The organism is Variovorax sp. GW821-FHT10C12 (assembly GCF_059415405.1).
In genome coordinates, this window is record NZ_JBWKNE010000001.1 from 1,330,067 (window position 1) to 1,344,034 (window position 13,968).

Annotated in this window: 13 protein-coding genes; 9 read left to right on the plus strand and 4 right to left on the minus strand. The window is 69.5% G+C overall.

Going from position 1 to position 13,968, the window contains the following annotated elements; translation table 11 throughout:
- Position 1: 1 nt before the first annotated feature.
- Positions 2–1,165, minus strand: coding sequence for a CaiB/BaiF CoA transferase family protein (locus AC07OH_RS06350; RefSeq protein ID WP_495299991.1), 1,164 nt, complete (start codon positions 1,163–1,165; stop codon positions 2–4).
- A 226-nt stretch (positions 1,166–1,391) separates the two neighbouring features.
- On the opposite strand from AC07OH_RS06350, the gene AC07OH_RS06355 reads away from it, so the two are divergent.
- Positions 1,392–2,129 (plus strand): IclR family transcriptional regulator, encoded by a 738-nt coding sequence (locus tag AC07OH_RS06355; protein ID WP_495299992.1) that lies wholly within the window; start codon positions 1,392–1,394, stop codon positions 2,127–2,129.
- Positions 2,130–2,142: 13 nt separating this feature from the next.
- Here AC07OH_RS06355 and AC07OH_RS06360 read toward each other — a convergent pair whose 3' ends face one another.
- Entirely contained in the window at positions 2,143–3,048 is a 906-nt protein-coding gene (locus tag AC07OH_RS06360; protein WP_495299993.1) for an HpcH/HpaI aldolase/citrate lyase family protein, read from the minus strand.
- 193 nt (positions 3,049–3,241) lie between these two features.
- Between AC07OH_RS06360 and AC07OH_RS06365 the strand changes: the two genes are divergently transcribed.
- From AC07OH_RS06365 to AC07OH_RS06400, 8 genes are all read left to right on the plus strand, one after another.
- Entirely contained in the window at positions 3,242–4,612 is a 1,371-nt protein-coding gene (locus AC07OH_RS06365; RefSeq protein WP_495299994.1) for an MmgE/PrpD family protein, read from the plus strand.
- Positions 4,609–5,109 carry a MaoC family dehydratase gene (locus tag AC07OH_RS06370; RefSeq protein ID WP_492683382.1) on the plus strand — a complete coding sequence of 167 codons (501 nt, stop codon included), beginning with the start codon at positions 4,609–4,611 and terminating at the stop codon, positions 5,107–5,109. Before AC07OH_RS06365 ends, AC07OH_RS06370 begins: the two co-directional genes overlap by 4 nt.
- Before the next feature lie 26 nt (positions 5,110–5,135).
- Complete coding sequence (locus tag AC07OH_RS06375) at positions 5,136–6,350, plus strand: acyl-CoA dehydrogenase family protein (RefSeq protein ID WP_492683383.1); 1,215 nt, start codon at positions 5,136–5,138, stop codon at positions 6,348–6,350.
- Positions 6,347–6,838, plus strand: coding sequence for a MaoC family dehydratase (locus tag AC07OH_RS06380; RefSeq protein ID WP_492683384.1), 492 nt, complete (start codon positions 6,347–6,349; stop codon positions 6,836–6,838). The genes AC07OH_RS06375 and AC07OH_RS06380 overlap by 4 nt, the downstream gene beginning before the upstream one ends.
- Positions 6,835–8,076 carry a CaiB/BaiF CoA transferase family protein gene (locus tag AC07OH_RS06385; protein ID WP_495299995.1) on the plus strand — a complete coding sequence of 414 codons (1,242 nt, stop codon included), beginning with the start codon at positions 6,835–6,837 and terminating at the stop codon, positions 8,074–8,076. Before AC07OH_RS06380 ends, AC07OH_RS06385 begins: the two co-directional genes overlap by 4 nt.
- A gap of 40 nt (positions 8,077–8,116) precedes the next feature.
- Positions 8,117–9,028, plus strand: coding sequence for an HpcH/HpaI aldolase/citrate lyase family protein (locus AC07OH_RS06390; RefSeq protein ID WP_495299996.1), 912 nt, complete (start codon positions 8,117–8,119; stop codon positions 9,026–9,028).
- Between the two features lie 107 nt (positions 9,029–9,135).
- Positions 9,136–10,140: a Bug family tripartite tricarboxylate transporter substrate binding protein gene (locus AC07OH_RS06395; RefSeq protein WP_495299997.1), complete on the plus strand. Its 1,005-nt coding sequence runs from the start codon at positions 9,136–9,138 to the stop codon at positions 10,138–10,140.
- A gap of 45 nt (positions 10,141–10,185) precedes the next feature.
- Entirely contained in the window at positions 10,186–12,297 is a 2,112-nt protein-coding gene (locus tag AC07OH_RS06400) for an acetate--CoA ligase family protein (protein ID WP_495299998.1), read from the plus strand.
- 72 nt (positions 12,298–12,369) lie between these two features.
- Here AC07OH_RS06400 and AC07OH_RS06405 read toward each other — a convergent pair whose 3' ends face one another.
- Positions 12,370–12,771 carry a Zn-ribbon domain-containing OB-fold protein gene (locus AC07OH_RS06405; RefSeq protein ID WP_492677171.1) on the minus strand — a complete coding sequence of 134 codons (402 nt, stop codon included), beginning with the start codon at positions 12,769–12,771 and terminating at the stop codon, positions 12,370–12,372.
- A gap of 3 nt (positions 12,772–12,774) precedes the next feature.
- The gene (locus AC07OH_RS06410; protein WP_495299999.1) at positions 12,775–13,944 is read right to left on the minus strand and encodes a thiolase family protein; all 1,170 of its coding nucleotides are present in this window, start codon (positions 13,942–13,944) and stop codon (positions 12,775–12,777) included.
- Between the last annotated feature and the right edge of the window lie 24 nt (positions 13,945–13,968).

The window sequence follows — 13,968 nt, forward strand, 5'->3', positions numbered from 1 at the left end:
TTCATGCATCGGGCTGAAAGCCCAGTCCGAACTGCTGCAGGCGCTCGATCGCCTGCGGGTCGAAACCCCAGTCGTGCAAGGCCTTCGCGCCGTGTTCACCGCGCGCGGGTGCCGGTGTCGGTTGCGCCGAGGGCGTGGCCGAGAAGCGCGGCGCGGGGCCGGGTTGCACGACCCCGTCCACCGCGATGAAGCTGCCGCGCGCGCGGTGCTGCGGATGGTTCGGTGCTTCCGCGAAGCCCAGCACGGGCGCCACGCAGGCATCGCTACCCTCGAAGACGGTGCACCACGCATCGCGGCTACGGCTTGCGAAGGCCTGTTCGAAGGCCGCGCGCAACCGCGGCCAGCCGGCGCGGTCGTGCTGACGGGGAAGTCCTGCATCGGCGAGACCGAGCTTGTCGAGCAGCTCGGCGTAGAAGCGGGTCTCGACGGCACCGACGGACATGTAGTGGCCGTCGCTGGTGCGATAGCTGTCGTACCACGGGCAGCCGCCGTCGAGCAGGTTGGTGCCGCGCTCCTCGCGCCACTTGCCGGTGGACAGAAGCCCCCAGAACACCGAGCCCAGCTGTGCCGCGCCTTCGATCATGGCGGCATCGACGACCTGGCCGGTGCCCCCGCGCTGCACGTTCAGCAGCGCGGCCACCACGCCGAGTGCCAGCAGCATGCCGCCACCGCCGTAGTCGCCCACCAGGTTCAGCGGCGGCACGGGCTTGCCGCCCTGGTTCCCGATGCCCGAGAGCACGCCCGACAGCGCGATGTAGTTGAGGTCGTGGCCGGCCCGCTCGGCCATCGGGCCGGTCTGGCCCCAGCCGGTCATGCGGCCGTAGACGAGCTTCGGGTTGCGCGCCAGCGCCACCTCGGGGCCCAGGCCCAGGCGTTCCATGGTGCCGGGGCGAAAGCCCTCGATGACCACGTCGGCGCGGGCGATCAGGTCCAGCGCCGCCGCCGCGGCATCGGGCTGCTTGAGGTCGAGCGTCACCGAACGCCGGCCACGGCCGGTGATGTCGACGCGCGGGCCTTCGGTCCGGGGAAGCCCCAGGTCGGCCGGCGGCGCGGGACGGTCGATGCGCAGCACGTCGGCCCCCATGTCCGCCAGGAGCATGGCGCCGAAGGGGCCGGGGCCGATGGCCTCGAACTCTACCACGCGAATACCGGAAAGAACGCCCATCGAGAATCTCCAAGCCAGGTTGAACGGACCGGCGCGTGGGGCCAGGAAGGCCGCGCCGGTCGATATGCAAAGTAGACCAGCGCCAGGCCGCGCAGGGGCCACCCGCATCGGGTAGGCGCCTTGGAAAGGGCAGGTGGGCTGCCGCACAATCGTTTTTCAGCAAACCCGACATGAGCCACCGCATTACCCCGTTCACCCAGCCTGCAGGCGGCAAGAGGGCAGTCCCATGCACGACGGCATGGTGAAGTCCGCGGTTCGCGTGTTCGAGCTGCTCGAACTGTTCGAGGCCGAACGCCGGCCGCTGCGGGTCGCCGACATCGTCGACAAGCTCGGCGCGCCGCAGTCCAGCGTTTCCATGCTGCTCAAGACGCTGGTGGCGCGCGGCTACATGGAGTTCGACAGCGCCCGGCGCGAGTACTGCCCCTCGGTGCGGATCGCGTTCCTCGGCGACTGGGCCACCCGCCTGCCGGCGCGCCAGGAGGCCATCCAGGACGCGATGCGGCGGCTGGCCAGCGAGACCGGCGAAACCGTGCTGCTGGGACGCCAGAGTGGCGTGCTGATGCAGTACCTGTCCGTGCGCGAGTCGCAGCATGCGCTGCGCTTCTCGCTGTCGCCCGGGACGATGCGGCCGATGCACCGGACCGCGATCGGCATCATGCTCTTGAGCCAGCGCGACGACGACCAGATCGGCCTGCTGCTGCGGCGCTACAACGCCGAGGCCGGCCGCACGGGGCCGCCCGCGCGCATGGCCGAGACGCTGCGGGCGGTCGCGTTCGCGCGCGAGCACGGGTACTACGAATCCGCCAACCTCGCGACACCCGGCGCCGGCGTGATCGCGGCCTTGCTGCCGACGCCGATCCGCGGCCAACGGCTGGGCATCGGCATCGGCGGGCCGCTCGAACGCTTGCACAAGCGGCGCCGGCAACTGCTCGCCAGCCTGCTCGCGGTCGCCGGCAAGGGCTGAGCCGTCGGGTCCTTCAGCGCGCCGCTGCGGCCCGCGCATCGATGGCCGAGCGCACGGCCAGCAGCCGTTGTGCCTGCGCCAGGTGCAGCCGCTCCACCATCTTCCCGTTCAGGTTGATGACACCCGCCCCGGCGTGTTCCTCGCGCGCAAAGGCGGCGACGATGGCGCGGGCTTCGTCCACCGCGGACTCCGACGGAGAGAAGGCCGTGTTCGCGGGACCGATCTGCGTGGGGTGGATCAGGGTCTTGCCGTCGAAGGCCATCTTCACGGACTGCCGGGCTTCGGCCTCGAAGCCGGTCGTGTCAGAGAAGTCGTTCCAGACCCCGTCGAGCACGCGCACGCCGCGGTGCCTGGCCGTCAGCACGACGCCCATCAACCAGGGCATCAGGTAGCACCGGCCGTCGCCGGGGAAGACGCCGGTCTCCTTCGCAATGTCGTTGGTGCCGACGACGAGGCCGTCGAGCCGGGGCGTGGCCGCCAGCCCGGCCTGGACGATGTCGTCGAGCGCGCTCAGCGCCGCCGCGGTCTCGACCATGAGCCACAGGCGCAGGTCCCTGGCGGCGCCGTGCCGCGCGGCGGCATCGGACAGCAAGCGGACGTCGTGCACCGAGCCGATCTTCGGCACCAGGACCGCGTCGGGCCGGCAGTGCGCCACCGTGGCCATGTCCTGCTCGAAGGCCGGGCTGTCGATGGCGTTGACCCGGATGACGGCCTGCTGCAGGCCGGCGCGCGCGCCGGCGAACACCTGCGCGAGATGCTGGCGCGCCGCGTCCTTCATGTCCGGCGCCACCGCGTCTTCCAGGTCGTAGATGACCGCATCGCAGTCCAGGGTCGAGGCCTTGGCAAGGGCGCGCGGATTGGTGGCCGGCACATACATTGCGGAGCGAAGCGGCCTGAAGGGGAGGGCGTGGGTCGGCATGTGGATTCCAGGGAAGTGAGGGGTTGAACGGGAGCGAGTGTGGGCCGGATGAGCGCTCTCTCTCATCACGGATGTGATGGTGTGGGGCGAATGCTATTCATCACATATGTGATGCCTTTGCGAGAGGGGCCGCTCAATACTCGTCGCAACGAACCCGCAATGCCATGCACGCCGACTCAGCACAAGGACGCCCGTGAAGACAGCGAAGACAACCGAACCCGATGACCCGATCGCCGTTACGCGACTGCTCGCGCAATGGGTCAGCGACACCCAGGACAGCGCGGTCAGCGCCACGGCCTTCGAATGGGCCCGCCATGTGATGCTCGACTGGCTCGCGGTCACCATCGCCGCCGCCGACGAGCCGCTGGTCCGCATGCTCGTGCAGACCTACGGCGGCACGGCCGACCTGCCTTGCACCTTGCTGGCACACGGCGCGCGTGCCAGGCCGCACGATGCGGCGCTGATCAACGGCGCGGCGGGCCATGCGCTGGACTTCGACGATGTCGCCTCGCGGATGTTCGGCCATCCCAGCGTGCCGGTCGTTCCGGCCGCGTTGGCACTGGCCCAGGCCGAAGGCGCCAGCGGACGGGACCTGCTGCGCGCGCTGGTGGTGGGGCACGAAATCGAAAGCCGGCTGGGCGAGATGGTCGGGCCGAGCCACTACCTGCACGGGTTCCATGCCACCGGGACCATCGGCACCTTCGGCGCCGCCGCCGCCTGCGCCAACCTGCTGGGGCTGGACGCCGGCCAGACCGCGCACGCCCTGGGCCTGGCGGCAACGCAGGCGGCCGGGCTCAAGAGCATGTTCGGGACCATGGCCAAGCCGCTGCATGCCGGCAAGGCGGCGATGAACGGGCTGATGGCGGCGCAGCTGGCCGCGCGCGGCTTCACGGCCAACGACAGCGCGATCGAGTGCGTCCAGGGCTTCGCACAGACCATGGCCCCCGAGCGCGCGCCCTTTGCGAAGCAGATCGATACCGGCGGCGGGTTCGCCATCGAAAGCACGCTGTTCAAGTACCACGCCTCCTGCTACCTCACGCATTCGGCGATCGAGGCCATCCGCCAGGCGCGGGAGCGTCACGGCGTCGACCTCGATGCGATGGCGTCGATGACGATCCATGTCTCCGGCAACCACCGCGGTGTCTGCGACATCGAGGTGCCACAGACCGGGCTGAGCGTGAAGTTCTCGCTCCAGCACCTGGCCGCGCTCGCGCTCGACGGCGCGAACACCGCGGCGCTCGACCTCTACACCGACGACACGGCGCGTTCGCCGCGCCACGTGGCGGCGCGCGAGCGCATCGCCCTGGTCATGAACGCGTCCACCGAAGACCGCAACTTCGCGAGCGTGACGCTGCACACGCGCAGCGGGCAGACCTTCACCGAAGAAGCGAATGTCGCCGTGCCCGCCACCGACCTGCCCGCGCAATGGCGGCGGCTGCAGGCCAAGGCGCGCGCGATCGCCGAACCGGTGATCGGCGCCGCGCGCTTCGAACGCCTGGTCGATGCCGTCGGGGCGCTCGACCGGCCGCCTTCTCTCAACCCCCTGCTGGAAGCCATTCAATGACGCCCAACGAACTCACGGTCGCGCGACTGAAGGCCGACGCGACGCGCCGCGCGCGCGGCCATCGCTTCGAGGACTTCGATGTCGGACGCACCTTCACCCATCACTGGGGCCGGACGGTGACGGCGGCCGACAACACCCTGTTCTCGACGCTGACCCTTCACTACAACCCGCACTACACCAGCGAGGCCTTCGCCATGGCCCACGGGCACCCGACCACGCCGGTCAACCCGCTGCTGGTGTTCAACACGGTCTTCGGCCTGTCCGTCGAAGACCTCTCGGAAGGGGGCGGTCCGTTCCTGGGGGTCGACGAACTGTCGTACCTGCAGCCGGTGTACCCGGGCGACACGCTCCACGCGCGCTCGCAAGTGGTGGCCGCACGGCTGGCGGGCAACCGGCCCGGCTACGGCATCGTGACGTGGCACACGCGCGGCACGAATCAACGGGGCGAGGAGGTCATTGCCTTCAAGCGTTCGAATCTGGTCAGAACGAGGAAATAAGCATGTCGCAAGAAGGATCGGGTTACATGACCCAGGAGCGTCGCATGATCCGCGACGCCGCGCGCGAGTTCACGATGAAGGAAGTGCTGCCGGTCGCCAACCGGCTGGACGGCCCCGACGGCGAGATCCCGATGGAGCTGCGCCGGAAGATGGCGGACATGGGCTACTTCGGGATCATGATCCCCGAGGAGTACGGCGGCCTGGGCCTGGGCTACTTCGAGTACTGCCTCATCTGCGAGCAGCTGGCGCGCGGATGGATGTCGGTGGCGTCGATCGTGGCGCGGGCACAGGGCAGCTGGATCCGTTCCACGCTGCCGAAGGAGAAGCGGGCGAAGTACCTGCCGCGCGCCGTGCGCGGCGAGTTCCTCAACGCCAGCGCCTTGTCGGAGCCCGACACCGGCTCCGACCTCGCCTCGATCTCCTGCCGCGCCGTACGCGACGGCGACGAGTGGGTGCTCAGCGGCAACAAGTACTGGTGCACGTTCGCCGACGGCGCCGACTACATCACCCTGTTCGCACGCACGAGCGCACCGCCCAGCGCGGACAAGCGCTGGCAGGGCATCTCCTGCTTCCTCATCGAGAAGGAGCGCGGCAGCTTTCCCAAGGGCATGACCGGGTCGATGATTCCCAAGATCGGCTACTTCGGATGGAAGACCTTCGAGCTCGCGTTCGACGGCCTGCGCGTGCCGGCCGATTGCCTGGTCGGCGAGGAGGGCATGGCCTTCCCCCTGATGACCAAGGGCCTGGAGGGCGCGCGCGCCCACACCGCGGCACGCGCCATCGGCCTGGCGCAAGGCGCGCTCGAGGACGCGATCGCGTATGCGGGCGAGCGCCGGCAGTTCGGCATGCCCATCGCCGAGTACCAGGCCATCCGCTTCAAGATCGCCACGATGGCGACCGAGGTGGAAGCCGCCCGGCAGCTCATGTACTACGTCTGCAGCGAGATCGACAGCGGCCGGCGCTGCGACAAGGAGGCGTCGATGGCCAAGTACTTCGCATCGGAGATGGCCGAGCGCGTGACCTCGGAGGCGCTGCAGATCTTCGGCGGGGCGGGCTACACCAAGCTCTTTCCCATCGAGCGCTACTGGCGCGATGCGCGGCTCACGAAGATCTTCGAAGGCACCTCGGAGATCCAGCAGCGCATCATCGCGACCCACCTGCTGGGCAAGTCCGAGGTCGAGGCCATGATCGCGGAGCGCGCGTTCGGGCCGCAGGCCGCGCGCGGGGGAGCTGCAGCATGAAGGCGGCGGAACTCACCAGTGCCGACAACTACTTCGAGGACTTCGAAGTCGGGCTGCTGCTGCGGCACGCGCGCGGCAAGACCGTGACGGAGATGGACAACGTGCTCATCACCAACATGGTGATGAACACGGCCGAAGGCCACTTCAACGAGCACGCGATGAAGCAGCAGGATGCGCGAAGCATCTTTGCGCAGCGCGTGGTGTTCGGCGGCATCAACCTGTCGATGGTGCTCGGGCTGGCGGCGCAGGACACGGCCGAGCAATGCCTGCGCGAGCTGACGCTGGACAAGATCCGCCTCTCGAACCCCGTGTTCCACGGCGACACGCTCTATGCCTACAGCGAGGTGCTGGCGCGCAGCGACGCGGACCGCCCCGACGCCGGCATCGTTCATTTCAGGCACTACGGCGTGAACCAGGACGACAAGCTGTGCGTGGAGGCCGAGCGCACGGTCCTGCTCAAGCGCAAGAGCCACTGGGCGCACAAGTGACCGACGCGAACGCTCCCGCCGGCGCGCTCGAGGGCCTGGTGGTGCTCGACCTGACGCAGATGCTCGCCGGGCCCTATGCCGCCATGATGCTGGCCGACCAGGGCGCCCACGTCATCAAGATCGAACCCCCGGGGGGCGACATGACGCGGCGCAACGGCCCGCACCTGGAGGGCGCGCTCCCGATGGCGCAGCGCGGCTTCGGCGGCTACTTCGCGTCGATCAACCGCAACAAGCGCTCGATCACGCTCGACCTGAAACAGCCGGCCGGCAAGGCCGCGCTGCTGCGGCTGGTGGCGAAGGCCGACGTGCTGGTCGAGAACTACCGCACCGGCGTGATGGAACGCCTGGGCGTCGGCTACGACACGCTGGCCGCAGTCAATCCGCGCCTGGTGTATGCGGCGCTGCGCGGCTTCGGCGATCCGCGCAGCGGCGAAAGCCCTTATGCGACATGGCCCGCCTACGACCCCGTGGCGCAGGCGATGGGCGGCATCATGGGCATCACCGGCCCGGTGCCGGGCGGGGCTCCCACCAAGGTGGGGCCGGGCGTGGGCGATCTCATCCCGGCCACCTTCCTCGCGTTCGGCATCGCAGCGGCCTGCTGGCGCGCGCAGCGCACCGGCAAGGGACAGTTCGTCGACGTGGCCATGGTCGACGCCGTGCTGGCCATCTGCGAACGCCTGGTGTTCCAGTACAGCGCAGCGGCGACGCCGCCGCGTCCCGAGGGCAACGGCCACCCGATGCTGTGCCCGTTCGGGCTGTTCCCCGCCAAGGACGGCTTCGTGAGCCTGGGCGTGCCGAACGACCGCTTCTGGGTGCCGTTGACGCGCCACATGGGGCGCCCCGACCTGGCCACCGACCCGCGCTACGCGACCAACGAAGGCCGGATGCAGCACCGGGCCGAGGTCGAAGAAATCGTCGGCGCCTGGACGGCACGCCACACCAAGGCGCAGCTGTCGCAGATGCTGGGCGGCGAGATTCCCTACGGCCCGGTGTTCGACGCCGCCGACATCTTCGAGGACGCGCACTTCCGCATCCGCGAGATGCTGGTCGACACCGAGCAGCCCGGCGCCTCGCGCCCGCTGACCGTGGCCGGCACGCCGATACGGATGAGCGCGACGCCCGGCGGTGTCCGGCGCCGCGCCCCGATGACCGGCGAGCACACCGACCGCGTCCTGGGCGAATTCGGTTTCGCCCCCGCCGAGATCGCGGCCCTGCGCGCCGAACACGCGATCGATTGACCCCCTGCGCACGCTGCGCATTCACCAAGGAAACACCCTCATGCAAGAACGACCCCGAAGACTGCGTCGCTGCCAGCTGTCCGTGCCAGGCTCCAGCGAAAAGATGATGCGCAAGGCCAGCGAGATGGACCTGGACTTCGTCTTCCTCGACCTGGAGGACGCGGTCGCGCCGTCGGAGAAAAGACCGGCCCGCGCCAAGATCGTGCAGGCGCTGAACACGCTGGACTGGGGCCGCACCACGCGCTGCGTGCGCATCAACGACCTCAGCACCGAGTACGCCTACGAAGACATCATCGAGGTGGTCGAGGGTGCGCGCGAGAACCTCGACGTGATCATGCTGCCCAAGGCCATGAGCGCGGCCGACGTGCAGTTCGTCGACAAGCTGCTCACGATGATGGAGAAGAAGCTCGGCCTCACGAAGCGCATCGGCATCGACGTGCTGATCGAGGAGGTCGAGGCCATGATGCAGGTCGAGGCCATCGCCGCGTCCACGCCCCGGCTCGAGTGCCTGATCTTCGGCATGGGCGACTACTCGGCGAGCCAGGGCATCTCGATCCGCGACATCGGCGGGCCCAGCGGCTACCCGGGCGACATCTGGAACTACCAGCGCCACAAGCTCACGATCGCAGCGCGCGCCCACCGGATCGATGCCGTCGACGGACCGTACGCCGACTTCAAGAACCCCGAGGCGTACCGCGAGGAATGCCGGCGCGCGATGATTTTGGGCATGGTCGGCAAATGGGCGATCCACCCGGCGCAGGTGGCGGTGGCGCAGGAAGCCTTCTCGCCTTCCGAGGCCGACGTGGCGCGGGCCCGCGACATGATCAAGGCCTACGACGAGGCCCTGGCGCAAGGCCTCGGCGCCGTGCAGTACGGGGGAAAGATGATCGACATCGCCTCGGTGCGCGTCGTGCGCAACCTCGTGGACAGGGCCGACCGGATCGGCATGTAGTCCACCCGGCGGCCGCACCAGGCCGCCGCACGCCCGGCCCTGCATGCCGCGACGCACGACGGCGTGCGCGGCCGGGTTTCCCTTCGCAAAACCACAGAGACAAACCCATGCGCAACAGATCATCCATGCGGTCCGGCTTTCGAGCGATGGCTGCGATGCTGGCCGTGTTCGCCATCACCGTCGGCACCATCCCCAAGGCCCTGGCGCAGAAGCCGCCATGGCCCGCCAGGCCGATCGAGCTGATCAATCCGTTCCCAGCCGGCGGGGCGACCGACGAGATGAGCCGCTACATCGCGCAGAAGCTGGGCGCGGAGCTCGGCCAACCCGTGCTCGTGATCAACGTCCCGGGGGCCGGCGGCTCCATCGGCATGCAGCGCCTGGCCCGCGCGCCCAAGGACGGCTACACCATCGGCCTGGCCCACTCGGGCACGCATGTCATCACGCCCCTGGTCTACGCCAAGGTCGGCTACGACCCCGTCAAGGACTTCACGCCCGTGGCCCAACTTGTCGACTACGCCAACGTGCTCGTGGTCAATGCCAGCGGCCCCTACAAGACGCTGCCGGACCTGCTGGGCGCCGCGAAGCGCAACCCCGGCGCGATCAACTACGCCTCGGCGGGCAACGGCACGTCGAACCACCTGTCGGCGGAGATGCTGGCGGCGATGTCGGGCGTGAAGTTCACGCACATTCCCTACAAGGGCAGCGCGCCGGCCATGGTCGATGTGCTGTCGGGCACCGTGCCCTTCATGTTCGATGCGATGTCGACCTCGCTGCCGCAGATCCGCTCCGGCCGGCTGCGCGCGCTGGCCACCACCGGCCGGGCCCGCGAGCGGCAGCTGCCCGACGTGCCCACCGTCAGCGAGACCGTCCCGGGGTACGTCGTGGTGGGGTGGGCCGGGATCATGGCGCCGGCCGGCGTGCCGGTGGAGGTGGTCGCCCGGCTCAGCAAGGCCCTGGAGAAAGTGGTCAACACGCCGGACGCCCTGGCGTACTTCGCGTCGCGCGGCAATGCGGCCGCGTACGGCTCGCCCACGCACCTGGCCGAGCTGGTGGCGCGCGACCTGCAGTTCTGGGCCCCGGTCGTCAAGGCGTCCGGCGCGAAGGTCGATTGAGCAGGCCTGCGCACCCATCCGCATCCGTTTGAAACCCCATCCGCCATGTCAGACATCACCGCACTCCTGGAACCCCAATCCCTCGTCGTCATCGGCGCCTCGGAAGACCCGACGCGCATCGGTGGACGCCCCCTGAAGTACCTGCGCAGCTCGGGCTTTGCCGGCGCGGTGTACGTCGTCAATCCGAACCGAGCCAGCGTGCAGGGCTACGACTCCTACCCGGACGTCGACAGCCTGCCCCGGGTCGTCGACCTGGCGATCATTGCGCTGCCGGCCCCGCTGGCCGGCGCCGCGCTCGACGATTGCGGCCGCAAGGGCATCCGCACGGCGATCATCTTCTCCGCCGGCTTCTCCGAGACCGACGAGGCCGGCCAGCGCATGCAGACGGACATCGCCGCCATCTCGCAGCGCCACGGCATCCGCGTGCTGGGGCCCAACTGCCTGGGGGTGTTCAATTCGCACATCGGGTTCTACGGCACCTTCACGCAGGCGCTGTCCGGCGGCTTCCTCGAACCGGGGCCCGTGGCCATCGTCAGCCAGAGCGGTGCCTGCGGCGGCCACCTGGCCTACCTGTGCCGACAGCGCAACATCGGCATCGGCTACTGGATCACCACGGGCAACGAGGTCGACCTGGGCATCTCGGAGTGCCTTCACTGGCTGGCCTGTTCGCCGAAGGTGCGGGTGATCGTGGCCTACGCGGAGGCCGTGCGCAACGGGCCGATGTTCGTGCAGGCGCTGGAGGCGGCGCGCGCCAGGGGCAAGCCCGTGATCCTCCTGAAGGTCGGGCGCTCCGCCAGCGGCGCGCGCGCGGCGGCCTCGCACACCGGGGCCCTGGCCGGCGAAGACGCCGTGTACGACGCGGTGCTCCAGCAGTACGGCGTGCACCGCGCGGGGAGCATCGAGGAGATGCTGGACATCGCCTACGCCTGCCTGGCGACGCCCACCTTCGCGAACAACCAATTGGGCGTGGTCACCGTCTCCGGGGGCATCGGCGTGCAGATCGCGGATGCGGCCGACGAGTACGGCGTCGACGTGCCGCTGTTGGCTCCGTCGGCCCAGGACCAGATTCGCGCGCTCATTCCCTTTGCGGGCACGGCCAACCCGATCGACGTGACCGCGCAGCTCACGAACGACCGCAGCCTGCTGGGCAGGTGCCTCGACATACTCCTGGCACCGGGGCAGTTCGGCGCGCTGGTGTGCTTCCTGACGAGCTCGCCCGCGTCCAGGGCCTCGGCCGACTGGCTGCTCGAGACCTTCGGCGCCCTGCGCGAACGCCATCCGCACGTGCTGTGCGTGCTGTCCTTTGTCGCGCCCGTCGAAACGGTGCGCGAGTTCGAGCGACTGGGATTCCTGGTGTTCGAAGACCCCAACCGGGCGGTGAGGGCGCTGGGTGCGCTGTCGCGCTTCGAGCGCTCGTTCGCGTCGGCACGCCTGGCGAACGAGGACGCGGCGCAGGCGCGAGGTGTCGGCCTGCGTGTCGATGTCTCGGACGAGCAGGCGGCCAAGCGCGTCCTTGCCGCCGCCGGCATTCCATCGCTGCCCGAAGTGCTGGCCCCCACCGCGGCCGATGTGCGCGCGGCCGTCGAGCGGCTGAAGCGGCCGGTCGTGCTCAAGATCGTGTCACCGGACATCCCGCACAAGACCGAAGTCCAGGGGGTGGTGCTGAACATCGACTCGCCGGACCGTGCTTACGAGGCGGCCGTGGCGATGTTCGAGCGCGTGGGCGCCGCGTGCCCCGCGGCCGAGATCCGCGGCATCCTCGTGGCGCCGATGTGCGAGCGCGGCATCGAGACCATCTGCGGCGCCTACCAAGACCCGGTGTTCGGCCCCATGGTGCTGTTCGGCCTGGGCGGCGTCCATGTCGAAGTGCTGAAGGACGTCGTGCTGCGGCGGGCCCCCTTCGGCGTGCCGGAGGCGCGCGCGATGATCCGCGAGATTCGCGGCGCCGCGCTGCTCGCGGGCGTTCGCGGACAGGCCCCGTCGGACACCGAGGCGCTGGCCCGCGTGCTGGCCGCGCTGTCGGTCTTCGCCTTCGAGAACCGCGATTGGGTGGCCGAGATCGACATCAACCCCTTCGTCGTCCTGGCGGCCGGCCAAGGGGGCTTTGCGCTCGATGCATTGATCCAGACTCGCGGCCCGGACCCTGCACCGGACTAGGGCCTGTTCACACTATTTCTAGCTGCAAGGCGCCCGTGCGCAGCAAGGCTTGAAGCCTTGCAAGCGCACAGCTCACGCGGGCGTGAACATCGGGATCGCGTGACCCCCTTCGGCGGCCTTGAAGCACACCTTCACACGGTCGCCGATGCGCAGGGTGTCGAGGTCGCAGTCGACGATGTTGCTCAGCATCGTGACCCCTTCGTCCAGCCGGACATAGGCGATGGCATAGGGCGCGGGGTTGGCCGCGCGCGTGACGCTCACGCTGTAGATCGTGCCGAGCCCGGAAGCGGGCTGCCACTCGAGCGCGTCGCTCATGCAGTAGGGGCACAGCGAGCGGGGGTACCAGTGGGTCTTGCCGCAGGCGGGGCAATGCTTGATCAGCAGGCTGCCTTCGGCGGCCGCGCGCCAGAAAGGGGCGGTGGCTGCGTCGATGATCGGTGCCGCCAGCGGGCGGTCCTGGTAGAGGGTCGTCATGGTTCAGGCCTCCCGTTCGAGAATCAATGTGGCGCTGCCGTGGCGTGAGCCCAGGAGTCCGCCGGTGCCCTGGGCCAGGGCCAGCGCGCAGTTCGGTACCTGCACCTTCGGGTGCGCCTCGCCGCGCAGCTGGCGCACCGCTTCGATCACCTTCGTGATGCCGCCACGGTTGGCCGGGTGGTTGTTGCACAGGCCGCCGCCGTCGGTGTTGAAGGGCAGCTTGCCGATGCCGGAGATCAGGTTGCCGTCCGCCACGAAGCGTCCGCCTTCGCCCTTCTTGCAAAAGCCCAGGTCCTCCAGCTGGATCAGCACGGTGATCGTGAAGCTGTCGTAGATCGACGCGTACTGGATGTCGGCCGGCGTCAGGCCCGCTTCCGCGAAGGCGATGGGGCCCGAGATCGCGGCGCCCGAATAGCTCAGGTCGACCTGCCCGTTGAGCTGGCCCTTCACCGTCTCGCCGGCGCCCAGCAGGTTGACGACCGGGCGCTTCAGCGCGCGCGCGATCTCCGGGCGCACGACCAGCAGCGCGCCGCCGCCGTCGCTGACCACGCAGCAGTCGAGCTTGTGCAGCGGGTCGGACAGCAGGGGAGAGTCGAGCACGTCGCGCACGGTCACCGGCTCGCGCAGCATCGCGTGCGGGTTGTGTTGCGCATGCGCGGCCGCCGCCACCTTGATCCAGGCGAGCTGCTCGCTGGTGGTGCCGAACTCGTGCATGTGGCGGGCCGCGGCCAGCGCGTACATGTTCAGGGTGAGCGGGCGGTAAGGGGCTTCGAAGGCGACGTCGGGCGTCGCGGTGCTGGCCGTGCGCGGGGTCAGCCCGCTGGAGCCCTCGCTGCGCGGCCGGCCGGCCAGCGTGATCAGCGCGACGTTGCACTTGCCGGCCGCAATGGCCTGCGCCGCGTGCGAGACGTGCACCAGGTAGGACGATCCGCCGGTCTCGCTGGAGTCGATGTGGCGCACCCTCAGGCCGAGGTAGTCGACCATGCTGAGCACGCCGAGCCCGGGCGCGTCACCGGCGCAGAAGTAGCCGTCCACGTCCTGCAGCGTGAGGCCGGCGTCCTCCAGTGCGCCCTTGGCGCATTCCGCGTGGAGTTGCGCGACCGTCTTGTCCGGGGCCTTGCGGGTGGGGTGTTCGTAGGCGCCTGCGATGCAGGCCTGTCTCTTGATGCTCATCGGGTTCCTTCTGTGCAAAGGGGG